Origin of the sequence: uncultured Bradyrhizobium sp. (assembly GCF_936928535.1) — a bacterium.
Classification (GTDB): domain Bacteria; phylum Pseudomonadota; class Alphaproteobacteria; order Rhizobiales; family Xanthobacteraceae; genus Bradyrhizobium.
The window spans coordinates 59,697-85,578 of the sequence record NZ_CAKZHY010000054.1; the positions used below are offsets into that span (position 1 = coordinate 59,697).

22 protein-coding genes are annotated in these 25,882 nt (G+C 63.5%); 15 read left to right on the forward strand and 7 right to left on the reverse strand.

The window, feature by feature from the left end; translation table 11 throughout:
• From Q0687_RS07150 to Q0687_RS07165, 4 genes are read left to right on the forward strand one after another with little or no spacing between them, the layout of a single operon-like run.
• Complete coding sequence (locus Q0687_RS07150; protein ID WP_298873871.1) at window positions 1–990, forward strand: ATP-binding SpoIIE family protein phosphatase; 990 nt, start codon at window positions 1–3, stop codon at window positions 988–990.
• Window positions 991–997: 7 nt separating this feature from the next.
• A complete protein-coding gene (locus Q0687_RS07155) occupies window positions 998–2,767 on the forward strand; it encodes an ATP-binding protein (protein WP_298873873.1) in 1,770 nt (589 codons plus the stop codon).
• A complete protein-coding gene (locus Q0687_RS07160; protein WP_298873875.1) occupies window positions 2,764–4,395 on the forward strand; it encodes a response regulator in 1,632 nt (543 codons plus the stop codon). The genes Q0687_RS07155 and Q0687_RS07160 overlap by 4 nt, the downstream gene beginning before the upstream one ends.
• A complete protein-coding gene (locus Q0687_RS07165) occupies window positions 4,392–4,748 on the forward strand; it encodes a response regulator (protein ID WP_298873877.1) in 357 nt (118 codons plus the stop codon). Before Q0687_RS07160 ends, Q0687_RS07165 begins: the two co-directional genes overlap by 4 nt.
• Before the next feature lie 261 nt (window positions 4,749–5,009).
• Here the strand turns inward: Q0687_RS07165 and Q0687_RS07170 are convergent, their stop codons facing one another.
• A complete protein-coding gene (locus Q0687_RS07170; RefSeq protein ID WP_298873879.1) occupies window positions 5,010–5,960 on the reverse strand; it encodes a LysR family transcriptional regulator in 951 nt (316 codons plus the stop codon).
• Window positions 5,961–6,076: 116 nt separating this feature from the next.
• Between Q0687_RS07170 and Q0687_RS07175 the strand changes: the two genes are divergently transcribed.
• The gene (locus tag Q0687_RS07175; RefSeq protein ID WP_298873881.1) at window positions 6,077–7,057 is read left to right on the forward strand and encodes a tripartite tricarboxylate transporter substrate binding protein; all 981 of its coding nucleotides are present in this window, start codon (window positions 6,077–6,079) and stop codon (window positions 7,055–7,057) included.
• A 95-nt stretch (window positions 7,058–7,152) separates the two neighbouring features.
• A complete protein-coding gene (locus Q0687_RS07180; protein ID WP_298873883.1) occupies window positions 7,153–7,857 on the forward strand; it encodes a dienelactone hydrolase family protein in 705 nt (234 codons plus the stop codon).
• Between the two features lie 392 nt (window positions 7,858–8,249).
• Here Q0687_RS07180 and Q0687_RS07185 read toward each other — a convergent pair whose 3' ends face one another.
• The 5 genes from Q0687_RS07185 to Q0687_RS07205 form a co-directional block, all read right to left on the reverse strand.
• A complete protein-coding gene (locus Q0687_RS07185; protein ID WP_298873885.1) occupies window positions 8,250–8,432 on the reverse strand; it encodes a hypothetical protein in 183 nt (60 codons plus the stop codon).
• A gap of 371 nt (window positions 8,433–8,803) precedes the next feature.
• Window positions 8,804–9,517 (reverse strand): ABC transporter ATP-binding protein, encoded by a 714-nt coding sequence (locus Q0687_RS07190; protein ID WP_298873887.1) that lies wholly within the window; start codon window positions 9,515–9,517, stop codon window positions 8,804–8,806.
• Entirely contained in the window at window positions 9,514–11,283 is a 1,770-nt protein-coding gene (locus Q0687_RS07195; protein WP_298873889.1) for a branched-chain amino acid ABC transporter ATP-binding protein/permease, read from the reverse strand. The genes Q0687_RS07190 and Q0687_RS07195 overlap by 4 nt, the downstream gene beginning before the upstream one ends.
• Window positions 11,280–12,323 carry a branched-chain amino acid ABC transporter permease gene (locus tag Q0687_RS07200; RefSeq protein WP_298873891.1) on the reverse strand — a complete coding sequence of 348 codons (1,044 nt, stop codon included), beginning with the start codon at window positions 12,321–12,323 and terminating at the stop codon, window positions 11,280–11,282. The genes Q0687_RS07195 and Q0687_RS07200 overlap by 4 nt, the downstream gene beginning before the upstream one ends.
• A gap of 43 nt (window positions 12,324–12,366) precedes the next feature.
• Window positions 12,367–13,515: an ABC transporter substrate-binding protein gene (locus tag Q0687_RS07205; protein ID WP_298873892.1), complete on the reverse strand. Its 1,149-nt coding sequence runs from the start codon at window positions 13,513–13,515 to the stop codon at window positions 12,367–12,369.
• Between the two features lie 633 nt (window positions 13,516–14,148).
• On the opposite strand from Q0687_RS07205, the gene Q0687_RS07210 reads away from it, so the two are divergent.
• Genes Q0687_RS07210 through Q0687_RS07240 form a run of 7 tightly spaced genes read left to right on the forward strand, consistent with a single transcriptional unit; the run spans window position 14,149 to window position 21,519 of the window.
• Window positions 14,149–14,931, forward strand: coding sequence for an aspartate/glutamate racemase family protein (locus Q0687_RS07210; protein WP_298873894.1), 783 nt, complete (start codon window positions 14,149–14,151; stop codon window positions 14,929–14,931).
• A 16-nt stretch (window positions 14,932–14,947) separates the two neighbouring features.
• Window positions 14,948–15,376, forward strand: coding sequence for an organic hydroperoxide resistance protein (locus Q0687_RS07215; RefSeq protein WP_363323931.1), 429 nt, complete (start codon window positions 14,948–14,950; stop codon window positions 15,374–15,376).
• A 22-nt stretch (window positions 15,377–15,398) separates the two neighbouring features.
• On the forward strand, window positions 15,399–16,577 hold the full coding sequence (locus Q0687_RS07220) for a thiolase family protein (protein ID WP_298873895.1): 1,179 nt from the start codon (window positions 15,399–15,401) through the stop codon (window positions 16,575–16,577).
• Complete coding sequence (locus Q0687_RS07225) at window positions 16,574–17,815, forward strand: SDR family NAD(P)-dependent oxidoreductase (protein ID WP_298873896.1); 1,242 nt, start codon at window positions 16,574–16,576, stop codon at window positions 17,813–17,815. The genes Q0687_RS07220 and Q0687_RS07225 overlap by 4 nt, the downstream gene beginning before the upstream one ends.
• A 34-nt stretch (window positions 17,816–17,849) precedes the next feature.
• Complete coding sequence (locus Q0687_RS07230) at window positions 17,850–18,632, forward strand: cyclase family protein (protein WP_298873897.1); 783 nt, start codon at window positions 17,850–17,852, stop codon at window positions 18,630–18,632.
• 55 nt (window positions 18,633–18,687) lie between these two features.
• A complete protein-coding gene (locus tag Q0687_RS07235; protein WP_298873898.1) occupies window positions 18,688–19,845 on the forward strand; it encodes an ABC transporter substrate-binding protein in 1,158 nt (385 codons plus the stop codon).
• A gap of 9 nt (window positions 19,846–19,854) precedes the next feature.
• Window positions 19,855–21,519, forward strand: coding sequence for an ATP-dependent acyl-CoA ligase (locus tag Q0687_RS07240; RefSeq protein ID WP_298873899.1), 1,665 nt, complete (start codon window positions 19,855–19,857; stop codon window positions 21,517–21,519).
• 41 nt (window positions 21,520–21,560) lie between these two features.
• Here Q0687_RS07240 and Q0687_RS07245 read toward each other — a convergent pair whose 3' ends face one another.
• Complete coding sequence (locus Q0687_RS07245; RefSeq protein WP_298873900.1) at window positions 21,561–22,067, reverse strand: MarR family transcriptional regulator; 507 nt, start codon at window positions 22,065–22,067, stop codon at window positions 21,561–21,563.
• Between the two features lie 288 nt (window positions 22,068–22,355).
• Between Q0687_RS07245 and Q0687_RS07250 the strand changes: the two genes are divergently transcribed.
• Both Q0687_RS07250 and Q0687_RS07255 read left to right on the forward strand, forming a co-directional pair.
• The gene (locus tag Q0687_RS07250; RefSeq protein WP_298873902.1) at window positions 22,356–24,674 is read left to right on the forward strand and encodes a bifunctional salicylyl-CoA 5-hydroxylase/oxidoreductase; all 2,319 of its coding nucleotides are present in this window, start codon (window positions 22,356–22,358) and stop codon (window positions 24,672–24,674) included.
• A gap of 16 nt (window positions 24,675–24,690) precedes the next feature.
• Window positions 24,691–25,869 carry an acyl-CoA dehydrogenase family protein gene (locus Q0687_RS07255; RefSeq protein WP_298873904.1) on the forward strand — a complete coding sequence of 393 codons (1,179 nt, stop codon included), beginning with the start codon at window positions 24,691–24,693 and terminating at the stop codon, window positions 25,867–25,869.
• Window positions 25,870–25,882: the final 13 nt, after the last annotated feature.

Below are 25,882 nucleotides of genomic sequence, written 5' to 3' on the forward strand. Positions count from 1 at the left end.
ATGAAATCCGTCGGCGTCAACGATCAGAGCGGCGTCGCGGAGGCAAGGCGAGCAGCAACCGATCTGGCACAAAAAGCAGGCTTCGCGGACACGGACAAGGGCAAGCTCGCGCTGATCGCGACCGAACTTGCGACCAACCTCGTCAAGCACGGCTCCGGCGGGGAAATTCTCGTTGGCACCTATGAGGACAACGAAAGCCAGGGCATCGAAATCATCGCGCTGGACAAGGGCGCCGGCATGAGCAACGTCGCGGCATGTCTTGAGGACGGGTATTCGACCGCCGGCACTGCGGGCCGGGGGCTCGGCGCCGTGGTCAGGCAGTCGCACTTCGTCGACATCGGCTCGTGGCCGGGGCTTGGTACCGCTGTGCTTGCCCGCGTCGCGCCTGGAAAGCTGGCGGCAGAGAAGCCGCCATCGATCTCGACTTGGGGCGGCGTGTCCCTTCCCAAAGCCGGCGAAGATGTTTGCGGAGACGCGTGGACCGTGTCCGACAATGGGACCGTCAGGACGCTGCTCGTGGCCGACGGGCTGGGCCACGGACCCGAAGCCGCGGAAGCTTCGGTAGAGGCCGTGCGGTTGTTCCATCGGTACGGCGGTCACTCGGTGCCCGACCTGATGGATTATATCCACAGTGGGCTTCGCTCGACGCGTGGAGCTGCTGTCTCGATCGCGCGCTTCGATCCCGCGACCAAGAAGATCGCTTTCTCGGGAGTCGGCAACATCGCGGGCATGAGTATTGTCGGGGGACAGACCAAACGAATGGTCTCGATGCCCGGTACGGCCGGCTTCAACGCCCGCAAGATCCAGGCCTTCGACTATCCGTTCGAGCGCGGTCTCGTCATTCTCTATTCGGACGGGCTGGCCTCGAGCTGGACCACCGATCGGTATCCCGACCTTGCGGCGCTTCATCCTTCCCTGATAGCAGCAATCCTCTATCGTGATTTCACCCGGCATCGTGACGATGCGACCGTGCTCGTGGCAAAGTGGTAACTGTACCATGACGGTATCTTCCAAGCTGTGGCCGATCGTGACGGTGCCGATCGAGAATGAAAGCGACGTCGTCGCGGTGCGCCAGCGGGCCCACCGTCTCGCGGATCTCCTGGGATTCGATCGACAGGACCAGACCCGGATTGCCACCGCGGTCTCCGAGCTCGCCCGCAACGCCTATGGTTACGCCGGCGGCGGCCGCGCTGAATTCGTTCTTGATGCGGGTTCAGCACCACAACGATTTGTCGTCCGCATCTGCGACAAGGGTCCCGGCATCGAAAATCTCCAGGTCATACTCGATGGGCAGTACCGCTCGCAAAGCGGCATGGGCCTCGGCTTGGTCGGCGCACGCCGGCTGATGGATACGTTCAGCATCGATTCGAAGCCGGGCAAGGGCACCACAGTCGAAGTGGGCCACAGGCTGCCGTCGCGGCTCGAACCATGGCCGCGCGCCAAACTGACCGAGATCGCATCCAGCCTGAAGAAGGAAACCTCGTCCAATCCCTTGAGCGCCTTGCGGGAGCAAAATCGGGAGCTGATGCAGAGTCTGGAGGAATTGCGGCGGCGCGAAGAAGAGAGCAAGGAGCTCAATCAAGAGCTCGGTGACACCAATCGCGGCGTTGTGGCACTGTATGCCGAGCTCGACGGCCGCGCCGAGCAGCTGCGGCAGGCGAGCGAGCTCAAGACACGCTTTCTCTCGAACATGAGCCACGAATTCAGGACCCCGCTGAATTCCGTGCTGGCGCTATCCCGTCTCCTGCTCGACCGTATCGACGGCGATCTCACCGCCGAACAGGAACGCCAGGTCGGTTATATCAGGCGATCGGCGGAGAGCCTGCTTGAACTCGTCAACGACATGCTCGACCTCGCCAAGGTCGAGGCCGGCAAGGCCGAGGTCAAGCCAGTGCGTTTCGCCGTGACCAGCCTGTTCGGAGCCTTGCGGGGCGCGTTGAAACCGCTATTGACCAGCGCGTCCGTGGAATTGCTGTTCGAGCCGTCGCAGGACCTGCCGGCGCTCTACACCGACGAAGCCAAAGTCGCACAGATCTTGCGTAATCTGATCTCGAATGCGCTGAAGTTCACCGAGGAAGGCGAAGTCCAAGTCACGGCAAGACGGAGCGAAGATGGCGCAAGCATCATCTTCGCCGTGCGCGACACCGGCATCGGGATTGCGCCCGAGCATCACGAGCGCATCTTCGAGGAATTCTCGCAGGTCGATACCAAATTGCAGAGAAGGGTCAAGGGCACCGGCCTCGGCCTGCCCTTGTCACGGTCGCTGGCGCGGCTGCTCGGCGGCGATCTCACCGTCGCAAGTAGTCTCGGACAAGGTTCGGTTTTCTCGCTGACCATCCCAGCCTTTCTCGGCAGTCCTGATCGTGAAATGCTTGGCGCTCCCGGTGATGGCAGCAAATCCGTGCTGTTGATCGACGACGATGAGACGTTCCGCTATGTGATGCGCCAAATTGTCGGCAACGAGTCGCGTTATGAATTCATGGAGGCGGACGGCGGCGAAGAAGGTCTGAGGCTCGCCCGCGAAAAGCAACCCGACGTCATTATCCTCGACCTCCAGATGCCGGCCGTGGACGGCTTCACGGTACTTCAGCAGCTGGCCGGCGACGAGCGCACCAGCATTATCCCCGTCGTGGTGTCAACGTCCATGACGATCGACGACTCGCTGAGGTCTCGCTTACCGGAGCGCGTGCGGCTGATCTCCAAGAACGCAATCTCCCGCGAAAGCGTCTCGTCGTTCCTGCGCGACGCCGTTCAGGAGGTCTCATGAGCGCGCACGAAAAGATCATCGTCCTGAACGTCGATGACCTCGAATCGCAGCGCTACGTGAAAACCCGCGACCTCCACGCCGCGGGTTTTGCAGTCATCGAAGCAAAGTCCGGCGCGGAAGCGCTCCGCCTCGTCGAGCAGCACAGGCCCCCGCTTGTCCTGCTTGACGTCCAGCTGCCTGACATCAGCGGATTCGAGGTCTGTGCCTTCATCAAGAAAAAGTGGCCGGAAGTGATGGTGCTTCAGACGTCGGCGACGTTTACGACGGCCGACGACCGCGTCGTCGGACTCAACGCCGGCGCCGATTCCTACCTGGTGCAACCAGCCGAACCGCTTGAGCTGGCCGCCGCGATCAACGCGCTGCTGCGTGTCCGCCGCTCGGAGGACGCCCTGCGCGCGCTCAACGCCACGCTGGACAAGCAAGTTCAGGCACGTACCGAAGAACTGGAGCAGGCCAACCAACAATTGCGCCAAGAAGTCGCGCAACGCAAAAAAGCCGAGTCCGCACTGCTGCAAGCCCAGAAGATGGAGGCGGTCGGGCAGCTGACGGGTGGCTTGGCCCACGACTTCAACAATCTACTCACCGCGGTGGTTGGCAACCTTGACATGATCCGGTCGCGGTCGACGGAGCCACGTATCACGCGGCTCGCGGACAACGCCTTCAAGGCGGCCGAACGCGGTTCGAAACTGACCGCGCAGCTCCTTGCATTCTCGCGGACACAGAAGCTGGCGACGGAATCGGTCGACATCAATCGCCTGATCGAGGGGTCATTTGAGCTGCTCAATCAGTCGCTCGGTGCCAACGTCACCATCAAGACCAATCTCGATCCAATTGCGCCGTCCGTGATCGCCGACGGTAACCAGCTCGAGGTTGGCATTCTCAACCTGGCGATCAACGCGCGCGACGCGATGCCGGACGGCGGAACGTTGACGATTACGACCGCCTGCGACGATGCCGACGAACGCAGGGTGATGTTGTCAGTAACCGACACGGGGACCGGCATGCCACCGGAGGTGATCGCGCGCGCCTTCGATCCGTTTTTTACGACCAAGCCTCCGGGCAAGGGGACGGGACTTGGGTTGTCGCAGGTTTACGGGCTCGTGCGGCAAATGGGCGGCGACGTCGAGATCAATAGCGAGGTCGGCAAGGGCACCTCAGTTCGGCTGCTGCTTCGCCGGGCGGCCGCTGCCATGGGCTTCGATACGGAGTCGTCTGGAGCGGCCGAGAGCGGCCACGCCGAACGAATCCTGGTGGTCGATGACGATCACGACGTCCGAGGTCTCATGACGAGCTTCCTGTCCGAGATCGGATACTCGGTGCACGAGGCAGATCATGGCGCGGCAGCGCTTGCAATTCAGAAGTCGGTGAATCCGCAGTTGATGATCATCGATTTTTCGATGCCGGGCACGAACGGCGCCGAGGTGGTCAAGGCAGCCCGGGTTGTACAACCCTCGCTGCCCGTGCTGTTCGTCAGCGGCTACGCCGATTCGGCCGCACTGGAGTCTGCGATGGGGTCTGCTCCCTTCCTGCGTAAGCCCTTCCGGCCAGCCGAGCTGGCTCAAGCGGTCAGGACCGCCCTAGATAAAGGCGGGCCTGAGGCTGTGACTTCGGAAGGATCCGTAAGATGACCCTTTCGATCCTTCTGGTTGAAGACGAAGTCATGATCCGGATGATGGTCGCTGATATGGTAGAGACGCTGGGCCACCAAATCGCGGCTGAGGCAGGAAACATCGACCAAGCGATGGAGCTGGCACAGTCTGCGAGCTTTGATTTTGCAATCATCGACATGAACTTGAATGGTATTATGAGCTTTCCGATCGCCGACGCGATCGCATCACGGGAGATTCCTTTCATCTTCGCATCGGGCTACGGCTCAACCAGGGACTTCGGTCAGCAGCGACAGGCACTTGTGCTTCAAAAGCCGTTCACAATCGAAAATCTCGAGACAGCGATCAAGCAGGCGCAACACGTTGAATCTTGAGTGCGGCCGGCAGGCGCAGACGAATGTCCGCATCGGGTCCACAAGCCCTCCTTAAGCCCGGAAAGCACAATGTCTGCGGATGGCGCAATAGACCCATGTACCGACTTTGGAAAGAAAAAGCCGCGCGAAGTGTATCGTGCAGGCTGAACATAGGTTTGTCGACCTCCACCGCACGATAGCAAGCCACAACGAAGGGCAGGGGCTTCGAAGCCCCGCTGAAGCCCACTACAGTCCACCGCAGACATCAGGCGTTTCACCGTTTCATCGTTTGGCCATTTGCTTTGCGATCTCACGGGCGCCGTCGATGACGAGTTGCGCAACTGGAGTGACGGCGCGATCCTTGACGGTGACCATCCCGTTTGGTCGACGTGCCGGCGGCAGCGCGACGGATAGGACCTTGAGCGCCGACCCCTTGGTGAGGAATGTGAGTGCGGAAGCCGGGAAGACCGTGATGAACCGCCCCGTCTCCAGCAGGCTGACCCGCATATGGGGGGAATCAGTGACCACCGTCGCGCGTGGATAATCAAACCCGCCGTTGCGAAAAGCTTGCGTAAGAATCGATCCGATCACGCTCTCCCGGGGTGGCAGGACCCATCGCTCCGCCGCGAGATCGGAGAGCCGGATATTGCGCCGCCGCGCCCAGGGATTTTTGGCACCCGCCGCGACAACATAGCTATCTTCAAAAAGAGGTTCGAAATGCAGCCGCTCGTTGGTGAGCGGGCCGCTGCTCCGCACGATCAGCAGATCGACTTTGCGCTCGTTCAGGTCGCGGTGCAGTGTTTCGGGGTAGCCGGTTATGAGCTCAAATCTGATCCGAGGATGCCGCCGGGAGAGCTGATCGATGAGAGCGGAAACGAAACTCGCCGCCAGAAAGGCCGTGCTTCCAATCCGCACCTCGCCCGCGGTGGGATCGGCCAGGAATTCGATGCTCTTCACGCCGCGGCGTAGTTCGTCGAAAACGGCAGCGCCACAATCGAGCAGGGCGCGGCCGCACTCGGTCGGCTCGATTCCGCGCCGGTGGCGATCCAGCAGGCGGACGCCGAGCGCATGTTCAAGCTCCGCGATCGATCTGGAGATATTTGGCTGGGTCGTATCGAGCATGAGCGCCGCCTTGCCCATACTGCCGGCCTGCACCACCGCCATGAGCACATGCAGGTCCTGCAGCTTCATTCGTTTTCCGATGCGATCGCTCATCTGCATGAAATCACCCATTTCCGTTCTGAGATGACACCATCAGACTTTAGCCTTATGCGCTTATGGCAGCATCAACTATCGTCGAACCGTTGAGGAGGTCCCCGCGAGAGTGCGGGTTCGATGGAGCAAAGCCGATGACGCCTTCCCGACGTCACTTCCTGCGCGTTGCAGCTGGCGTGGCTGCGCCAGCTTTGCTGCTGGGCCTTGCCCGAGCGGATGCTTACCCGTCGCGGCCAGTCCGGATCATGGTCGGCTTTGCCGCGGGCGGCCCGAACGACATCCTTGCGCGTCTGGTCGGGCAATGGTGTTCGGAGCGGCTTGGCCAGCAATTCATCGTCGAGAACCGTCCCGGCGCAGGGAGCAACATCGCCACCGAGGCGGTCGTGCGCGCGTCTCCGGATGGCTACACTCTCCTGCTTGTCGGTTCGCCCAATGCGATCAATGCCACGCTCTATCGGAATCTCGATTTCAATTTCCTGCACGATATCGCACCAGTCGTGGGGGTGAGCCGCGGCGCCTTGGTGATGGTGGTGCACCCATCGGTTCCAGCCAGCACAATTCCAGAGTTCATCGCCTATGCCAAAGCCAATCCCGGGAGACTCTCCTATGGTTCGGGCGGCGTGGGCGGGATCACCCATATCGCCGCGGAGCTGTTCAAGCAGGAAGCCGGCGGGCTCGATCTTCAGCATGTGCCCTATCGAGGCGTGGCGCCGGCGATCACGGATCTGCTCGGCGGCCAGGTGCAGGTCGTTTTCGTGAATTTGGCGCCATCGATCGCCTATATCGGCAGCGGCAGGCTGCGCGCGCTCGGGATCACGACGGCGACGCGATCCGATGCGTTACCGAATGTGCCAGCCATCGGTGAGTTCGTGCCCGGTTACGAGGCGAGTTCGGTGTTCGGCATCGGCGCGCCAAGGAATACGCCGACCGAGATTATCCAGAAGCTCAACAGCGAGGCCAACGCTGCACTGGCCGATTCCGGCTTCAAGATGCGCCTCCGCAGCCTCGATGCGGCGGGACTGGGCGGTTCGCCCTCGGATTTTGGCATTGTCATGGCCGCTGAAACCGAGAAGTGGGCCAAGGTGATGCGGCTGGCGAACATCCACCCGGAATAGCGCGGTCGTCTCAGATGGCCGCAGCCACCGTACGGTGGATTCGCGGCCAGAGCAGACATTGGCCTCCATCCCTCGAACGACATGTTGCATTCGTCATGCTCGGGACATTCAGCAAGATCTGCGCAAAAGACGGCGGCGCGTTCGATTGCTATCTGGTCGTGCCCGCGCTGCACAAGCCGCGTGCTGGAATTGTGCTCGCTTCCGCTATTCATGGCGTGGATGCGGACATACTCGCGATCGCCGACGAACTTGCCGCATACGGCTTCGTTGTGGCGGTGCCGGATCTGTTCTGGCGCTCGATCGCCGGCCCGCTTTCGCGTAACGACCCACGCGCGGCCCAGCGCGCGCAGCCGCGCCTCGAGCAAATCAAGGCCGGCGAAGACGATATGATCGACACCTTGATTCACCTCGGCACTATCCCGCAATTCAATGGCCGGGCGGCGGTTATGGGGTTTTGCTATGGTGGTCCGTACGCAATTCTTGGCCCAAAGCGGCTTGGTTATGCTGCCGGCATCTGCTGTCACGGATCCGAGATGCTGGACTTTCGTCACGAGCTTGTCGGGATTCGCGAGCCGGTCTGCCTCATCTGGGGCGACAAGGACAACCGGGCGCCGGCCGAGGTGCTGGACGCGTATCGTGATCTGGCGGCGTGCGCGGCCAACGTTGAAGTGCACGTCTTTCCCGGCGTCCTGCACGGCTACATGATGCGAGCAAGCCCGTCCTTCAACCGGGCGGCACATGAGTTTTCGATCAAGCGTGCCCGTGAAATTCTTGGAGGTCTCGAGTCGACGGATCGTTGAAGAAATTGGGTTCAACGCGTGGGTTCGGCCGGTCCGTGCGGGCTGAACCAAACTCTTCGATAGCGCGGTACTGCGAGTGTCTTGCCCGACGGGCTTCGTTCTGAAGATGGATATCAGCTCTTGCAAGCCGGCAGGAAAAAGGACCCGCCTCCGGAGTCAATGGGAAGAACGGAGGGAACGTTACCGCACCCAGCGTACTAAAGGCGCCCGAAGGCGGGGCCGCAAAGGGCTTAAGTTACCAACGGAGGACGACCGAAATAATTTTGCCGACCTCCAGCTGCACGATAGCAAGCCACAACGATGCGCTCAAGTCAGGGGCAGCTCATCCCGCACAGCGGCCTGAGCGACGCCGGCCGAACTTTGTTGCGATGCGCAATATCCGAGGGTTGGCGTCAACCTGGCGCAAGCGACGCCGTTTCACCGGCTGGGATGCTCCAGCGTTCCCAATTGTCGTGGGCGGTCTTCAGCTTGCTGATCCCCTTGTGCAGAAAGATCTGCCAACGCAAGGCCTCATCTTCATCCAGCGGCAAGGCATTGCCGTCGACGTTCAGGCTGAACCGCGGGCTGCCGTACAAGCCAAAGCCGTCTCTGGGCAGACGGAATTCCTGAATGATACGAACATTGTTTGCGACCGGCAGCCGAATGGGGCGCTCGGTTCAACGGCCAAACGTCGAGGAACCCGCCGTCAGCTCCGCGGGCTGTCGTGCAAAGTCGAAGCCGCGTCAGGGTGTGGCCTGCGTTTGGCGGTTCATATCGGAGATGTCGGACGTCCGGGGAGGGTTGAAGCCATGGGCATCCAGGGACGACGATGATGGCACTATGCCACTGTTTTGCCCGACGCATCAAGCTAATTTCTGAAAATCAGCAAGATCGGCGACCAAGCCATTGACATCGTTGTCGCCGGCTACTGTGCATGGGGTTGTTTTTGACTTTTGGTCAGCGGCCCTCAGTGTCCGCCGAGATAGGCCGTGATCAGCCTTTTGTCGTGGATGAGATCCTTGGCGGGGCCGGACTGCACGATCTCGCCGGTCTCCAGCACATAGCCGTAATCGGCCGTCTCCAGCGCGGCGCGGGCGTTCTGCTCAACCAGCAGGATCGACACGCCGAGATCGCGCAGCGAGGCGATGGTGCGGAAGATCTCGCGCACGATCAGCGGCGCAAGGCCGAGGCTCGGCTCGTCCAGCATCAGCAGTTTTGGCTTCGCCATCAGCGCGCGGCCGAGCGCGAGCATCTGGCGCTCGCCGCCGGAGAGGGTGCCGGCGGCCTGGCGCTGCCGCTCCTTCAGGCGAGGGAAGCGGCTATAGACCTCGTCCAGCGTCTTCTGCACGCCCGAGCGATCGCGCAGGCTGTAGGAGCCGAGCAGGAGATTGTCGGCGACCGACATGTCGGAGAACAGCTCGCGCTTCTCCGGCACGAGGCACAGCCTGCGCTCGACCCGATCCTCGACCGACATCCTGCCGATGTCGTTGCCCTGAAAGACGAGCCGGCCGCGGGCGGCGAGCAGGCCGATGGCGGCCATCAAGAGCGTGGTCTTGCCGGCGCCGTTCGGGCCGATCACGGTGACGATCTGCCCTTCCTGCACCGACAGCGAGACGTTGCGGACCGCTTCGACATTGTCGTAGCAGATTGTCACGTCTCGCATCGAAAACATCTCGCTCACGCGACGCCTCCGAGATAGGCCTCTTGAACCCGCTCGTCGCTGCGGATCGCGGCGGGCGCGCCTTCGCAGAGCTTGGAGCCGAAATCGAGCACCACGATGCGGTCGACCAGCGACATCACGAACTCCATGTCGTGCTCGACGATCAGGATGGTCAGGTGGTCCGACCGCAGCGAGCGGAGCAGCTCCGCAAGCCGCAGCTTCTCCTGGCGGCGAAGACCGGCCGCCGGCTCGTCCAGCACCAGCAGCGCCGGATCTGCGGCGAGCGCGCGCGCGATCTCCAGGATGCGCTGGTTGCCGAGCGGCAGATTGCCGGCGAGCTCGAACGGCTTGTCGCCGAGCCCGACGCGTTCGAGCTGCATCAGGGCTTCGTGCCGCGTGCTGGCCTCCTCACGCCGGTTGAGGCGGAAGGCTCCGGCGAACAGGCCAGTGCTGGTGCGGGCGTAGGTGCCGAGCATCACGTTTTCCAGCAGGCTCATGCGCGGCCGCAGCTTCACATGCTGGAACGTCCTGGCGATTCCGCCTCTGGCGATGCGGGATTGCGGCTCGCGCGTGATGGGGCGTCCGGCAAAGACGATCTCGCCCTTGTTGACGCGAAGCGCGCCGGTCAGGCAGTTGAACATCGTGCTCTTGCCGGCGCCGTTCGGGCCGATCACGGCCAGGATCTCGCCGGAGCGGACTTCGAAGCTGACATTGTTGACGGCGACGAGACCGCCGAACCGGCGCTCTGCGCCGTCGACCTTCAGAAGCAGCTCGCCCGGCGTCGGCTGCGGGCGGCGGGGCAGCGGCGGCGCAGGTGGCGGCCGCTCGCGTTTGATCTTCGGCAAATAGCGCGCAACGAACGGCACGATGCCCTGGCGGGCCCATTGCAGGAACAGGATGAACAGGGCGGAGAAGGCGACGATCTCGAGCTGGCCGGAGGCGCCCTTGGCGATCAGCGGCAGATAGTCCTGCACGCTGTTCTTGAGCAGCGTGACGATGGCGGCGCCCACGACGCCGCCAAGCAGGCTGCCGGCGCCGCCGACCATCGACATCATCAGATATTCGATGCCCATGCCGGCATCGAACGGGCCCGGGCTGATGAAGCGGCTCATATGGGCGTAAAGCCAGCCCGAGAGCGAGGCGAGGAACGCCGCGATCACGAAGGTGACGAGCTTGATCTTGAAGGCGTTGATGCCGAGGCTCTCGACCAGGATGTTGCCGCCGCGCAGCGCGCGCATGGCGCGGCCGAGCCGGGAGTCCAGCAGATTGTAGCCGAGGAAGAGCACCATGGCGACGATGCCCCAGATCAGGAAGTAGATCTGAGAGCTGGTCGCGAGCGCAAGCGATCCGATGCTGATCGGCGGGATCGAGGAGATGCCGTTGAAGCGGCCGAGCCCGTCGACATTGCCGAACAGGAAGCCGATCGCGAGACCCCAGGCGACGGTCGAGAGCGACAGGAAATGGCCCTGCAGCCGCAAAGTGACGACGCCGAGGATGGCGGCGACGCAGCAGGTCAGCACCACGCCGAACACGAGGCCGAGCCACGGCGAATATCCGTTCAGCGCGGAGACCCAGGCGGTGGCATAGGCCGCGATGCCGACGAACGCCGCCTGTCCAAACGACACGATGCCGCCGACGCCGGTGAGCAGAGCAAGGCCGATCGCGACCAGCGAATAGATGCCGATATAGTTCATCAGCGTGATGCTGAACGGGCTGAGGACGAGCGGCGCGAGCGCCAGGCACACCACCGCTGCCACTGCCACGAGCTGAACGTGAAGGCGCCTCATTCCTCGATCTCCTCCTCGGAATGCAGCGAGGCGAGCGATCGCCAGATCAGGATCGGGATCAGCAGCGAGAACACGATGACATCCTTCAACGCGCTGCTCTGGAAGGAGGCGAAGCTTTCGAGGATGCCGACACCGACGGCGCCGATCGCAGCGCCTGGATAGCTGGTCATGCCGCCGACGATCGCGCCGACAAAAGCCTTGAGGCCGATCAGGAAGCCGGAATCATAGAACACGGTGTTGACGGGCGCGATCAGGATGCCGGAGACGCCGGCCATCAGCGAGCCCAGCAGATAAGCGATGGTGCCGGCGCGGGCGGGGCGGATACCCATCAGGCGCGAGCCGGTCCGGTTGACGGCGGTCGCGCGCAGCGATTTGCCGACCAGCGTGAAGTCGAAGAAGAGATAGAGCAGGCCGGAGAAGACGAGCGCTGCGATCACGATCAGCATGGTCTGGCCCGAGATCAGCACGCCGGCGAACTCGGTCGAGAACGAGGTCAGCGGTTCGGTTCGGACACCTTCGGGGCCGAAGAAAAGCAGGCCGAGGCCGACCAGCGCGAAATGCAGCGCGACGGAGACGGTCAGCAGCAACAGCACCGTTCCGTCCGCGATGGGCCGGAAGACGATCCGGTCGAGCAGCGGGGCGATCGGCGTGATCAGCATCAAGGCGAGCACCAGCCTGACAGCGAGCGGCGGCTCGGCCCGCATCGTCAGCCAGGCGAGGCCGACCACGGCGAGCGGCAGCGCGAGATAGAAGAAGAGTGCGCGCGGAAGCAGCCGGAACTCGCGGGCGCGCACCAGCGAGACGATTTCGATCAGGGTTGCGAGGCCCGCGAGGATGACGACCAGCGCGCCCGTGCCTGGAAAGCGCTTGGCGTCGAGTGCGGCCAGCGTCAGCGCCGTGAAAGCGGCGATGTCGCCAAAGGGAATGAAGATGACCCGTGTCACCGTGAAGATGAGGACGGTCCCGATCGCCACCAGCGCATAGACTGCGCCGGTGGCGATCCCGTCGATCGCAAGGATAGCTGCGATGTCGCTCGTCATTGAGAACGCCGTCCCCTTGTTCTGGTGGCCTGCCGCTTCGGACTTAAGGCGCGTACTTCCAGGCGCCGCCGGTCAGGCGCACCACGACGAGCGAACGCTCGTCGACGCCGGTCACGGAACCCGGCTTGAAATTATAGACGGCGTGCACGCCCGGTAGCTCCTTGGTGCTGAGGATCGCGTCTCGCAGTGCCGCGCGGAACTCCACCGTTCCGGGCTTCGCGGTCTTCAGCGCGCGCTCCGCAGCGTTGGCGAAGATCAGCCAGGCGTCGAAGGAGTAGGCGGAGAAGCCATCGGTGGTCGGGACGTTATGGACCTTCTGGTAGACGGTGCGGAAATCCAGCGCGATCTTCTTGGCGAAGTGCTCGTCGGGCAGCTGCTCGGCGACGATCACAGGACCTGCGGAAACCTGGATGCCGTCGGCCGCCTTGCCGCCGACATTGACGAAATCAGGATTGACCAACGCCACTGTGCCGTAGGTGTTTCCCTTGAAGCCGCGGTCGGCGAGGCTGAGGAGAGGCAGCGCGCCTTGGGTTCCCGAGCCGCCGTCCAGTACGGCGTCCGGCCGCGCGGCCAGGACCTTGAGGATCTGCGCGGTGACCGAGGTGTCGGTGCGGGCATAGCGCTCGTTGCTCTGGATCTTAATCTCGCCGGCGGCTTCGGCGGCCTTGGCGCCGTTGTAGACAAGGTCGCCCCATGCGTCGGAGAAGCCGATATAGCCGATGTTCTTCATGCCATCGCGCTTCATGCGATCGGCGACGATCTTGACGAGGAGGGAGGCCGGCTGCGGCACCGACACCACCCACTGCTCGGGTGCATCAGGCAGCTTGCCGATCGGGGAGACCGCGATCATCGGCACCTTCAATTCGCTCGCGACCGCCGCCATCGCGATGGTCGAGGGTGCCGTCGCCGTGCCGATCAGGAGATCGACCTTCTCTTCTTCCACCAGCTTGCGCGCATTGCGCGTCGCGGCCGACGGATCGGAGCCGTCGTCGAGCTGGATCAGGCGGATGGTCTCGCCATTGATGGTCTTCTTGTATTCATACGCGGCGTTGATGCCGCGCCCGTAGGGGATGCCGATCGACGAGCCGTTTCCGCTGAGCGAGGTGACGAAGCCGATCACGATGTCGGCCCGCGCAGCCGGGGCGGCAACGACGCCGACCGCGAGTGCAAGGAAGGTCAGAGTCTTGCGCATATGCGTTCTCCTCCGTTGATGCTGGATAGGAATGCCGTGATGCCGCCGCGCGGGGACCCCGAACGACGAACCAACCGATTGAAAGCATTGCTGCGGCGCCAAAAGCCGGGCGCGACCGAAGAGAGTTTGCTGGCTGGGCGCTCAGCAGTCATGATGTTGCTTGCCGCGCGAACGTCGAACCCACCGGCGAATGCAAATGGGCCTTTTGCGGAGCGAACAAAGCTCGTCGGTGCGGCCGCGATACGCCGCCGGCGATGCTGCTGCCATGGCCGGCTGTTGGAGCCCGGCGACTGTCCACACGATCGAGTCTCTCAAAATCGGTGCCCTGCAACATCATTGTCATGGCCGCCGGTCCCTGGCCGGCGAGGAATTACTTAAAGCCTAAAGTATTGCCGGTGGCGCCGTCAACACGTGTCACGGGGGTGTCAGAAAAAATGTTGTTGCATACAATTTCCTCAGTGTGCGGCGTTTCTTGGCTGGCCGGCCGAGCAAAAAAACGGTGCGCGCCATGTCCTGGCGGCGAGCTTCTCGGTCGCCCCTGCCGGCATTTGACGCCTGAATTAGTTTATGATTGAAATATATTCATCGGCAGCCGACGACCGATCCTCCGATCAACGCTTGAGGAGAAGGACGATGCGCATCTTTTGGCAGAGCTTCGTTGATGCGAGCGTGAACGCGCCCTACATGGCGCGGCTGTCGGAATACCTCAACAGCATCGCTGCACCTGGCACCACGGTTCACGTCGAGGGGATCAGTCCGCCGGATCGCGAGTTCGGCCGGCTTGCGGAACTGCGCTGCGCAGTCCAGGCGATCGACAACGGCATCGTGGCCGAGGAGGACGGCTTCGATGCCTTCGTCATGGGGCATTTCCAGGATCCCGGCCTCTACGAGCTGCGTTCGGCGCTCGACATTCCCGTGATCGGGACCGGCGAGGCAACGTTGCTGGCGGCCTCACAGCTCGGCCGGCGTCTCGGCCTTGTGACGCTCGATCCCGTCTTCGAGATCTGGCACTATGAGCAGGCCGAGCGTTACGGCCTCGGCGATCGCGTCGTCCATGTCACCGGACTCGGCTGCAAGCCGGCAGATTTCGCTGATGCGTTCGCCGGAGATGCTGAAGCGCAAGCGCGCATGATCAGCGATTTTGTCGCCTGCGCCCTTCCGCTGGTCGAGCGCGGCGCCGATGTCGTGATCCCGGCCGGCGTGCTGCCTGGGCTTCTGATCGGGAAGGAACATGGCTTGAAGGTTGGCCACGCGCCCGTGGTCAACTGCGCGGCCGTCGCGCTGAAGAGTGCCGAGATGTGGGTGCAGCTTCGCAGGCTCAATGGCACCGAGCCGAGCCGTGGGCCGAGCTTCAAGCGTGCCAGCGCCCAAGCGCGCAGCGATTTCCGCGCACTGCTGGCCCGTAACAACCGTTAATCCTGGAGAGCGCATCATGATGACTCCCGAAAAGATCCTGTACGAGACCGAGGTGACGGCGACCGGGGGGCGGGATGGCAAGGCCGCCAGCGCCGACGGTCTGCTGTCGGTATCGCTGTCGGTGCCGAAATCGCTCGGTGGCCCCGGTGGTGAAGGCACCAATCCCGAGCAGCTTTTTGCTGCCGGCTATGCCGCCTGCTTTCTCGGTGCAGTCAAGCTCGTCGCGCGCACGCGGAAGGTGGTGCCCTCGGCCGAGCCATCTGTGACTGCGAAGGTTGCGATGGGACCGGTGTCGGTCGGATATGCGCTCGCTGTCGAGCTGAAGGTCGATCTGCCCGGCGTCGAGAAAGCGGTGGCGGAAGAGGTCGTTGCCGGCGCGCATGAGCGCTGCCCCTATTCGAACGCAACCCGCGGCAATATTGCCGTAAAGCTGACGGTGGTCTGACGCGGATGAACGAGGGCGGTCGGTGACCAATTCCCTGCGCGCACCTTATGACGGGGTGGTAATCGCGGCACCCGTCACGATTCCCTATGTGCGCTACTCCATCGAGAGCGCGCAGTGGTGGATCGGCCGCGCCTTGAGCGCACTCGTTGCGCAGGCCGGCATCAAGGCGTCCGACATCGACGGCATGTGCGTCTCCAGCTTCACCATGGGGACCGACAGCGGCGTCGGATTGACGCAGCATTTCGGCCTGTGCGTCCGCTGGCTCGACACGATCCCGCTCGGCGGCGCCAGCGCCATCGCAGGCCTGCGCAAGGCGGCACGCGCGGTTCAGGCGCGCGACGCCGACATCGTGGCGTGCATCGCCGGCGACACCAATCACGTCGATTCGTTCAGGCTGACCCTCGAGAACTTCTCACGCTTCAACCAGGATGCCGTCTATCCTTACGGTGCGGGTGGGGCGAATTCGAGTTTTGCGCTGATAGCTCGCAACTACATGCGGACGTTTGGAGTCACGCGTGAGGATGTCGGCAGAATCGCTGTCGCCCAGCGGACCAATGCCTTGTGCAATCCGCATGCCTTGATGAAGACACCGCTGACGATGGAGCAGTATCTGGCGGCCCGGCCGATCTCAGATCCCATTCATCTGTTCGATTGCGTGATGCCATGTGCCGGCGCTGAAGCGTTCCTCGTGATGCGCGAGGAGACTGCGACATCGCTGGCGTTGCCCGCGGTGCGGCTGCTGTCGACGATCGAGCGACACAATGCCTTCGCCGACGATCCGATGCAGGTGCGCGGCGGCTGGGCGATGGACGTGGGTGAACTTTACGCGATGGCCGGCGTGAAGCCTGACGATCTCGATGTCGTGCAGACCTATGACGATTATCCGGTCATCACCATGATGCAGTTCGAAGATCTCGGCTTCTGCAGGAAAGGCGAGGGGGCCGCGTTCGTGCGCCAACACGATCTCACAATCGACGGCGACTTCCCGCACAACACCTCGGGTGGGCAGCTCTCGGTGGGGCAGGCCGGTGCGGCCGGCGCCTATCTCGGTCTCGTCGAAGGGCTGCGGCAGGTTCTGGGCACGGCAGGCCCCACACAGGTCGGGAATGCGAGCCTCGCTCTGGCCTCGGGATTCGGTATGATCAACTATGACCGCGGTCTCGCCTCGGGCGCAGCGATTTTCGCAGGGCCTTCGCGATGATTGATCCGATCAAGCCACCCCGACGAAAGAACCCGCTGCTGCGAACGCGGCTGCCTGCTTTGCCGCCGCGACCGCGAAGCAGGACGTCGCACGGGTTCACGCGGGCAGCCGCCGAAGGCCGCTTCGTGCTGCAACGCTGCGAGGCCTGCGGCTGTTTTGCCTATCCGGCACGGGAGGCGTGTCCGTCCTGTCTTTTTGACGGCCTGACCTTCGTCGAGGCGCCGCGCCGGGGCATGCTGCTCGCCGAGACGACGGCACGCGTGCCGAGCGATGTCTATTTTCGCGAACGCGCGCCGTGGCGGATTGGCCTTGTCAAGATGGATTGCGGTCCGACCATTGTCGCACATCTTCATGCCGACTGTGTGGAGGGCGCGGCCGTCCGCATGTCGTTGCAACTCGACAAGAGCGGCCAGGCGGTGGCCTTTGCCCATCCCGAGGGGGAGACTGCGAACATGGCGGACGACAAGCAGTGGCGGGAGATGACGGCCGATCCGAAATTCCGGCGCGTACTCGTGACCAATGGTCGTAGCGTGATCGGCCAGGAGGCCGCCGTTGCCCTGAGAGCCGCAGGCGCCAAGACGGTGTTTGTCGGCGTCGCCGAACCATGGCGGCCGTTCGCCGGCGAAAATCTGCTGCGCGGTCAGGATGGAATCGAGATCGTGACCCTCGATGCGGCAGACGAAAAAGTGGTGGCTGATCTTGCCGCCGACATCGGCGGCAAGGTCGATATCCTGGTCAACACCACGGAATATGTCCGGCCGGGTGGCCTGCTCGACCGCAGGGGGACCAGCATCGCGCGCGATGAGATCGACCAGGCTTATCTCGGCTTCATTAACCTCGCGCAGGCTTTTGGCCCTGCCATGCGAATGCGGGGTGCCGACGGCATCAATAGCAGTGCCGCGTGGGTCAATATCCTTTCGGTCTATGCGCTGGCGAACTGGCCTGCCTTTGGCGCCTATTCGGCTTCGCAGGCAGCCTGCCTCTCGCTCTCGCACTCCCTTCGCGCGGAGCTGCGGCCCGGTGGCGTCAGGGTCATGAACCTGTTCACCGGGCCCGTCGACACCGAATGGTTCCAGACCGTGCCGCCGCCGAAGGTCGCGCCGCGCGCGATCGCGCAGGCGATCGTGTCGGGGCTCAAGGGTGGGCTGGAAGAGATGTATGTCGGAGATGTCGCCGAAGAGATCCGGCAGCGTCTCGCGGCCAATCCGAAAGCCCTGGAGCGCGAGCTCGACAGGTGAGATCAGGAATTCAACCAAGCTGGAGGACGTGACGATGCAAAGCAAGAATCTGCTGGAGCTGGCGAGTGCGATTTCTTCCGGCGCGGTGCGCGTCGTCGACCTGACCTTTACGCTCAGTCCGGATTTTCCGGTCATTGTGCTGCCGCCCGAGTTCGGCCAGGCCGCGCCGGTCCGTATCCAGGAAATCTCGCGATATGATGGTCGCGGCCCGGCCTGGTACTGGAACAATGTCACCTTCGGCGAGCACACCGGCACGCATTTCGACGCGCCGATCCACTGGTTCACCGGCAAGGATCTGCCAAACAACGCCGTCGACACGATGCCGTCGAAGGACATGATCGCTCCGGCCTGCGTCATCGACTGCTCCGCTCAGGCCGCGCAGGATCCGGACTTCGTCCTGACCGTGCCTGACGTCGAAGCGTGGGAGACGAAGCATGGACGGATCCCCGATCGTCACTGGGTTCTGTTGCGCACCGATTGGTCGAAGAAGGGTTGGCGCGACTACGCGAACCTGAGGGATGATGGCGCACATACGCCGGGTCCGAATCCGGCTGTGATGAAATGGCTGGTGGAGGAGCGCGGCGTCATCGGGTTTGGCACCGAGACCATCGGAACCGATGCCGGGCAGGCCGGGCATTTCGATCCGCCTTATCCGGCGCATCACTTCCTGCACGGCGCGGGCCGCTATGGCCTGCAATGCCTGTGCAACCTGGATCAGTTGCCAGCCACCGGCGCCGTCATCGTGGCTTCGCCGCTGAAGATCAAGAACGGCTCCGGAAGTCCGCTTCGCGTCATCGCGCTGGTTGGATCGACTTGAGCCCATCGCGGCACTTGCCAATCAGAACAAGAAATTCCCACGAAAGACAGGTGCCATGAACGCAACTAAGAGCCTGCTGGTCTCCGCCGCATTGCTGCTTGCCGCCCCGCAGATTGCGCGGGCCGAGATCCTCGTCGGATTCGTCACCGGCCTCAGCGGGCCGGTGTCCTCGATTGGGATTCCAAATGCGAAGGGGATTGCGGCGGGCCAGGCCTATCTCGGTGAGATCGGTGGAGAGAAGGTTCGGGTCATCCAGCTGGATGATGGCTCTGATCCGACCGCATCGGCCCGTAATGCGCGCAAGCTCGTCGAGCAGGAGAAAGTCGATGTCCTGATCGGTACGTCCGGCGCCCCCCAGACGCTCGCGATGGCGACGGCGGCGATTGAGATGAAGGTCCCGATGATCGCGGTGTCACCGATCGCGCCGGTGCCGCCTGGTGATGGCGGCCCATGGGTCGTCCAGACGCCCCAACCGACGCCGCTGCTGGTGCAGGGGATCGTTGACAACATGAAAGCGAAAGGTCTGAAGACCGTTGCCTTCATCGGGTTCTCCGATGCGTTCGGCGACCTCATGTACAACTCGCTCGAGCAAAGTGCGAAGACTGCCGACATCAAGATCATTGCCAATGAGCGCTACGCGCGTTCGGATTCGTCGGTCACGGCGCAGGTGCTGCGCGTCGTCGCCGCGCATCCCGATGCGATCATGCTGGGAGGAACGGGAACGCCCGGTGCGTTGCCGGTGATCGCGTTGTCCGAACGCGGCTACAAAGGGCCGCTCTACGGCAATCACGGCATGATCAGCGCCGACTTCCTCCGTCTCGCCGGCAAGGCGGCCAACGGCATCATCTGCCCGACCGGACCTGTGACCGCCGCGGAGCAGCTTCCGGCCAGCAATCCGATCCAGAAGGTAGCGCTGGATTTCCGTGCGGCCTTCGAGAAGGCGAACGGCGAAGCGCCGACGGATTCATTCTCGTCCTATTCCTTCGATGGCTGGTTGGTGCTCGCCGACGCCGCCAAGCGCGCGATGGCATCGGGTGCCAAGCCCGGATCGCCGGAATTTCGTATCGCCTTTCGCCAGGCGCTGTTTACCACCAAGGACGTTGTCGGGACCCAGGGCGTTTACACCTATACGCCGGCGGATCGGCATGGCGTCGACGACCGCTCGCGCATCATGGTCCAGATCGAGGACGGTAAATACAAGCTGTTGCCCTGAGGCAGGAGCATGATCGTGACGGAGAACGACGCGCCGGCGAAGATCAGCGAGGCGGTCGGTCGGGAGCACGTGCCGCCGGCGTGGGCGCGCGCGGTCGAGCTGTTTCCACCGACCGACCGGATCCTGTCCACCACCCTGATGCGGCAGGCCGAGCGCTATGGCGACAAGGTCCTGCTGGTCGCGGGCGAGACGCGCTGGACCTTTGCGCAAACCGCTGACATCGCCGCCGCGTCGGCGCGGAAGCTCGTCGATGCCGGCATCAAGCCGGGCGATCGGGTCGCGCTGATGTGCTCGAACCGTCCGGAGTTCTTGCAGGTCTATCTGGGTTGTGCCTGGCTTGGCGCCATCGCGGTCCCGATCAACACCGCGCTGCGCGGTTTCCAGCTCTCCCACATCTTCCGCAACTCGCGTTCGGCGCTTCTTGTCGTTGAGGCCCAGTTCGCTGACGCGATCGAGAGTGTGGAGGCCGGTGTCGAGCTGCCGCCGCGAATCTGGACCATCAGAGCTGCCGGCGAGGCATTTGATGCCAGGCTATCCGCGGTGCCGTTGCCGGCGCTCAGGGCTTCGGCCGAGCCGGGCGCGGTGCGTCCTGGCGACACCGTTGCGATCCTCTACACGTCAGGCACCACGGGGCCCGCGAAGGGGGTGTGCTGTCCGCAGGCGCAACTGTTCTGGTGGGGCATCTATTCGGCGCGGGCGCTTGGCATCCGCGAAGGCGATGTGCTGTTCACGACACTGCCCCTGTTCCACACCAACGCGCTGAACGCGTTCTATCAGGCGCTGCTGAACGGCTGCACCTACGTGCTGGAGCCGAAATTCTCCGCCTCAGGCTTCTGGGCCGCCGCGCAGCGACACAATGCGACCGTCGGCTATCTGCTTGGCGCGATGGCATCGATGCTTCTGGCGCAGCCGAAGGCGCCGAACGACAAGACGCATCGCCTCCGCGTTGCGCTCGGCGGGGGCGTGCCGCCGCAAATCCACGATCCGTTCCTGCAGCGGTTTGGGGTACCGCTGCTCGACGGCTACGGATCGACCGAGACCAACTTCGCGTTCGCTGGCACGATCCCGTCGGATCGTCCGGGGACGATGGGCTATCTGGCCGACGGGATCGAGGCGCGGATCGTTGACGAGGACGATTCAGCGCTTCCCGATGGAGAGGCCGGCGAGCTCGTGCTTCGGGCAAGAGAGCCCTTTGCCTTCGCCACGGGCTATTTCGGCATGCCGGAGAAGACCGTCGAGACCTGGCGCAATCTGTGGTTCCACTCGGGCGATCGGGTCGTTCGTGATTCCGACGGGCACTATCGCTTCATCGATCGCATGAAGGATTCGATCCGCAGGCGTGGTGAGAACGTATCCTCGTGGGAGGTCGAGCAGACCATCCAATCCCATCCCGCGGTCGCGGCTTGTGCGATCTACCCGCTTCCGTCGGAATTGGGCGAGGACGAGGTCGCGGCCGCGATCCTGCTGGAAGCTGGCCAATCGCTGCAGCCCATCGACATTGTCAGGCACTGCGAAGGCCGCATCGCCTACTTCGCCATCCCACGCTATGTGCGCATTCTGAGCCAGATGCCGCTGACGGAAAATGGCAAGATCAAGAAGGGCGTGCTGCGTGAGGCGGGCGTCACCACGGATACATGGGATCGCGAGGCAGCAGGCGTAAAGGTGCGACGCTAGTCTAGATCCGAGGATAGAGCGTTACCGCCCGAGGCCCGTATTCAAGCCTTCTGCAGCGCGTCCTTGACGGCGCCCTTGAGTTCGTCGAGCTCGCCGATCAATCCGTCGAACCGGTCCGCCGGGAAATCGGCCAGCAACTCGGCAAGCCAGGCGCCGTGGCTCTTGGCCATTCGCCTGAAGGTCTTGCGGCCTTCGACCGTCATGCAGACAATCTGCACGCGGCGGTCGAGGTTCGACGGCGTGCGCGTGATGTATCCATCCGCGACCAGCCGGTCCACGATCGGAGTCAGGTTCCCGGCCGAGACCATCAGGCGCTTGGGCAGCTCTCCCAGCACAAGCCCGCTCGGCTCGCGGTCGAGCTGAGCGAGAACATCGAAGCGCGGCATCGTGAAATCGAACTCTTCGCGAAACCGGCGCCGCAGTTCGCCCTCGATCAGGGTCGTGCAGGCGAGCAGCCGGAGCCAAACTCGCGTTTGAGCCCTGTACTCGGCTTCCTGATCCGTCCCGTTCTTGGCCGAAACAGGCGTAGGCTCCTTCGCGAGTGCCAATCTGGTCTCCCGGGCTTCGTGGCCTTTTGAAAGCTGACGCAGCTCTCATGGACAAGGGCAAGATAGTTCGTGCCAAAAGTAAATTCAAGGCTTAGCCCGGGCGACCCGGAATCGGCGGCGCCATGGCGCCAATTTGCACCGGACTCAGGATCCGTGCCGCAGCCTCGAGCCGTCGCCCAGGGCCCTTGCAGAACCGCCTTGACAATGTACGAGCCGACGAAATACTTTAGGCTTAAAATAATTTGAGCGAGAGCTCGAACACGGCGCGACGCGCGAAAGCGAGGGATCATGCGCATAGTCTGTATCGGCGGCGGCCCGGCCGGCCTCTATCTGGGCCTGCTGATGAAGCGTCGACATCCTGAGCATGTCATCACGGTCGTCGAACGCAACAAACCCTACGATACGTTCGGCTGGGGGGTGGTGTTCTCCGATGCCATGATGTCGGCGATGCGGGTGGCCGACCCCGAGAGCGCCGCCGAGATCGAGGATGCCTTCAACCATTGGGACGACATCGAGCTCGTCTTCAAGGGGACGCGCCAGCGCACGAGTGGCCATGGCTTCATTGGCATCGGCCGCAAGCACCTGCTCAACATTCTGCAGAGGCGTTGCGAGGCGCTGGGTGTCGAGCTCGTCTTCGAGCGCGAGGTCGAATCCGATCTCGAGTTTCCCGATGCCGATCTGATCGTCGCCTGCGACGGCGTCAATTCCAGAATTCGTGCTCGCTATGCCGAGCAATTCCAGCCCGACATGGTGATCCGGCCGAACCGCTTCATCTGGCTCGGCACCAAGAAGGCGTTCGACGCTTTCACGTTCGATTTCCAGCGGACCGAGCACGGCTGGTTCCAGGCGCACATCTACAAGTTCGACGCGGAAACCTCGACATTCATCGTCGAGACGACGGAAGAAGCCTACAACGCCCACGGGCTTGGCGAACTCGATCAGCAGGCGTCGATTGATTTTTGCGAGAAGATCTTCGCCGAGACGCTCGACGGCGCGAAGCTTTTGACCAACGCCCGCCATCTGCGCGGCTCGGCCTGGCTGAATTTCAGCCGCCTGATCTGCGGCAAATGGAGCGTCTTCAACGGCAATTCGCATGTCGTGCTGATGGGGGATGCTGCGCACACCGCGCATTTCGCCATCGGCTCGGGCACCAAGCTTGCGCTCGACGACGCCATCGAGCTCGCCAATCAGTTCGACCGCCATGGTCACGGCCGCGACGGTATCCCGACCGTGCTGGAGGCCTATGAGGAGGTGCGCCGTGTCGATGTTGCACGCATCCAGAACGCCGCGCGCAACGCCATGGAGTGGTTCGAGGTCGTCGGCCGGCGCTATGCCGATACGCTCGAGCCGCCGCAATTCTTCTATTCGATGCTGACGCGCTCGCAGCGCATCAGCCACGAAAACCTTCGCCTGCGTGATCGCACCTGGCTGGAAGGCTTTGAGCGCTGGTTCGCCGAACGTTCGGGGATTCCGGTCAAGAGCGGCGAACGGGCGCCGCCGCCAATGCTGACGCCGCACCGCGTCCGCGGCCTTTCGCTCGCGAACCGTATCATGGTCTCGCCGATGGCGATGTATTCGGCGCAGGACGGGCTCATCAACGATTTCCATATCGCTCATCTCGGCGCGCGCGCCATGGGCGGTGCCGGGCTGATCTTTGCCGAGATGACCTGCGTCTCGCCGGATGCGCGGATCACGCCCGGCTGCCTCGGGCTCTGGAACGATGCGCAGACCGAACAATGGCGCCGCCTGGTCGGACTGGTCCATAGCGTCGGACATGCCAAGGTCGGGATTCAGCTTGGCCATGCCGGACGCAAGGGCGCGACCAGGGTGCCCTGGGAGGGAATCGATCAACCGCTCGAATCCGGGGACTGGCAGCTGATCTCCGCGTCGGCCTTGCCGTATCTGCCCCACAGCCAGTTGCCGCGGGCGATGGACCGCCGCGACATGGATCGCGTGCGCGACGACTTTATTGCGGCAACCCGCCGTGCGGCGGCAGCCGGTGTCGAGTGGCTCGAACTGCATTGCGCCCACGGCTACCTGCTGTCGAGCTTTCTGTCGCCGCTGACCAACCGGCGCACGGACGAATATGGCGGCAGCCACGAGAACCGCGCGCGTTTTCCGCTGGAGATATTCACGGCCATGCGCGCGGTATGGCCGTCCGATCTGCCGATGTCGGTGCGCCTGTCCTGTCATGACTGGGCCGACGGCGGCAACACGCCGGCCGACGCGGCGATCTTCGCCGCGATGTTCAAGGAGGCAGGGGCGGACGTGATCGATTGCTCGTCCGGGCAGGTCTGGAAGGAAGAGCGGCCGATCTATGGACGCCTGTTCCAGACGCCCTTCGCCGACCTGATCCGCAACGAAGTCGGCATCGAGACGATCGCCGTTGGCGCGATCTCCGAGGCCGATCATGCCAATTCGATCCTCGCGGCCGGCCGCGCCGATCTCTGCGCCATTGCGCGGCCGCATCTGGCCGACCCGGCCTGGACGCTGCACGAAGCCGCGCGTATCGGCATCACGGCGGTCAGCTGGCCGAAGCAATATCTGTCCGCCAAGGGACAGTACGAAACCAATCTGGCGCGCGCCGCAGCAGTGGCCGCCCAGTGAACGGAGGAGATGACAGATGAGCTCCGTTGCGAAGGTCATCAGGCGCGACTGGCTGGACTGGCCGTTCTTCGACCAGCGCCACCACACGATCGGCGAGAAGCTTGACAGCTTCGTGCAGTCGGGCGCCCTCGACAAGGTCGACCACGACGATGTCGATGGGGCCTGCCGCATGCTCGTGCGTGCGATGGGCAAGGCGGGATTGCTCGATTGCGCGGTTGCCGCGCCCGACGGCGATGCGACTTCGATCGATTCCCGTTCGATCTGCCTCTCACGCGAGTCGCTCGCCTATGCCGACGGCCTTGCCGATTTCGCCTTCGCGATGCAAGGGCTCGGCTCCGGCGCGATTGCGCTCGGCGGCTCAGCGGAGCTGCGCAAGGCCGTGCTGCCAAAAGTTCGCTCCGGCGAATGGCTCGCGGCCTTCGCGCTATCCGAGAAGGAGGCGGGATCGGACGTCGCAGCGATGTCCTGCACTGCGCGCGCCGATGGCGACGACTACGTCATCGACGGCGAGAAGACCTGGATCTCCAACGGCGGCATTGCCGACGTCTACACGCTGTTTGTGCGGACCGGCGAGGCGCCGGGTGCTCGCGGCATCTCGGCCTTCGTCGTTTATCCCGATGATCCCGGCTTCGGCATCGCCGAGCGCATCGACGTCATCGCGCCGCATCCTTTGGCGACGTTGCGCTTTTCCAATTGCCGGATCCCGGCGAACCGTCGCCTCGGCGCGCCGGGCGGCGGGTTCAAGCTCGCGATGCAGACGCTGGATATCTTCCGCGCTTCGGTCGCGGCCGCGGCACTCGGCTTCGCACGGCGGGCGCTCGACGAGGCGCTGTTTCATGCGCGCAGCCGACATATGTTCGGCGCGACCTTGGGAGATCTCCAGCTGACCCAGGCCGCGCTCGGCGACATGGCGACCGACACCGATGCCGCCGCGCTGCTGACCTACCGTGCGGCCTGGCGCCGCGACGTCCAGAAGCTTCCGACGACGCGCGAAGCGGCGATGGCGAAGCTGACCGCCACCGAGACGGCGCAGCGCGTCATCGACCGCGCCGTGCAGATGTTCGGCGGCCGCGGCGTGCGCAAAGGAGAGGTCGTCGAAGGTCTGTACCGCGAAATCCGTGCGCTGCGCATCTACGAGGGCGCGACCGAAGTCCAGAAACTGATTGTGGCCCGCGAGCTGTTGAAGCCGCGCTGAGAGGATAGAGAGC

Excerpts from the sequence above, each read along its gene's own strand:
- Q0687_RS07215 (WP_363323931.1), top strand. The coding sequence starts at position 14,948 with ATGATGACTCCCGAAAAGATCCTGTACGAGACCGAGGTGACGGCGACC.
- Q0687_RS07175 (WP_298873881.1), top strand. The coding sequence starts at position 6,077 with ATGACGCCTTCCCGACGTCACTTCCTGCGCGTTGCAGCTGGCGTGGCT.
- Q0687_RS07170 (WP_298873879.1), bottom strand. The coding sequence starts at position 5,960 with ATGGGTGATTTCATGCAGATGAGCGATCGCATCGGAAAACGAATGAAG.
- Q0687_RS07235 (WP_298873898.1), top strand. The coding sequence starts at position 18,688 with ATGAACGCAACTAAGAGCCTGCTGGTCTCCGCCGCATTGCTGCTTGCC.
- Q0687_RS07210 (WP_298873894.1), top strand. The coding sequence starts at position 14,149 with ATGCGCATCTTTTGGCAGAGCTTCGTTGATGCGAGCGTGAACGCGCCC.
- Q0687_RS07240 (WP_298873899.1), top strand. The coding sequence starts at position 19,855 with ATGATCGTGACGGAGAACGACGCGCCGGCGAAGATCAGCGAGGCGGTC.
- Q0687_RS07205 (WP_298873892.1), bottom strand. The coding sequence starts at position 13,515 with ATGCGCAAGACTCTGACCTTCCTTGCACTCGCGGTCGGCGTCGTTGCC.
- Q0687_RS07150 (WP_298873871.1), top strand. The coding sequence starts at position 1 with ATGAAATCCGTCGGCGTCAACGATCAGAGCGGCGTCGCGGAGGCAAGG.
- Q0687_RS07195 (WP_298873889.1), bottom strand. The coding sequence starts at position 11,283 with ATGAGGCGCCTTCACGTTCAGCTCGTGGCAGTGGCAGCGGTGGTGTGC.
- Q0687_RS07160 (WP_298873875.1), top strand. The coding sequence starts at position 2,764 with ATGAGCGCGCACGAAAAGATCATCGTCCTGAACGTCGATGACCTCGAA.
- Q0687_RS07225 (WP_298873896.1), top strand. The coding sequence starts at position 16,574 with ATGATTGATCCGATCAAGCCACCCCGACGAAAGAACCCGCTGCTGCGA.
- Q0687_RS07255 (WP_298873904.1), top strand. The coding sequence starts at position 24,691 with ATGAGCTCCGTTGCGAAGGTCATCAGGCGCGACTGGCTGGACTGGCCG.
- Q0687_RS07250 (WP_298873902.1), top strand. The coding sequence starts at position 22,356 with ATGCGCATAGTCTGTATCGGCGGCGGCCCGGCCGGCCTCTATCTGGGC.
- Q0687_RS07155 (WP_298873873.1), top strand. The coding sequence starts at position 998 with ATGACGGTATCTTCCAAGCTGTGGCCGATCGTGACGGTGCCGATCGAG.
- Q0687_RS07180 (WP_298873883.1), top strand. The coding sequence starts at position 7,153 with ATGCTCGGGACATTCAGCAAGATCTGCGCAAAAGACGGCGGCGCGTTC.
- Q0687_RS07165 (WP_298873877.1), top strand. The coding sequence starts at position 4,392 with ATGACCCTTTCGATCCTTCTGGTTGAAGACGAAGTCATGATCCGGATG.
- Q0687_RS07230 (WP_298873897.1), top strand. The coding sequence starts at position 17,850 with ATGCAAAGCAAGAATCTGCTGGAGCTGGCGAGTGCGATTTCTTCCGGC.
- Q0687_RS07200 (WP_298873891.1), bottom strand. The coding sequence starts at position 12,323 with ATGACGAGCGACATCGCAGCTATCCTTGCGATCGACGGGATCGCCACC.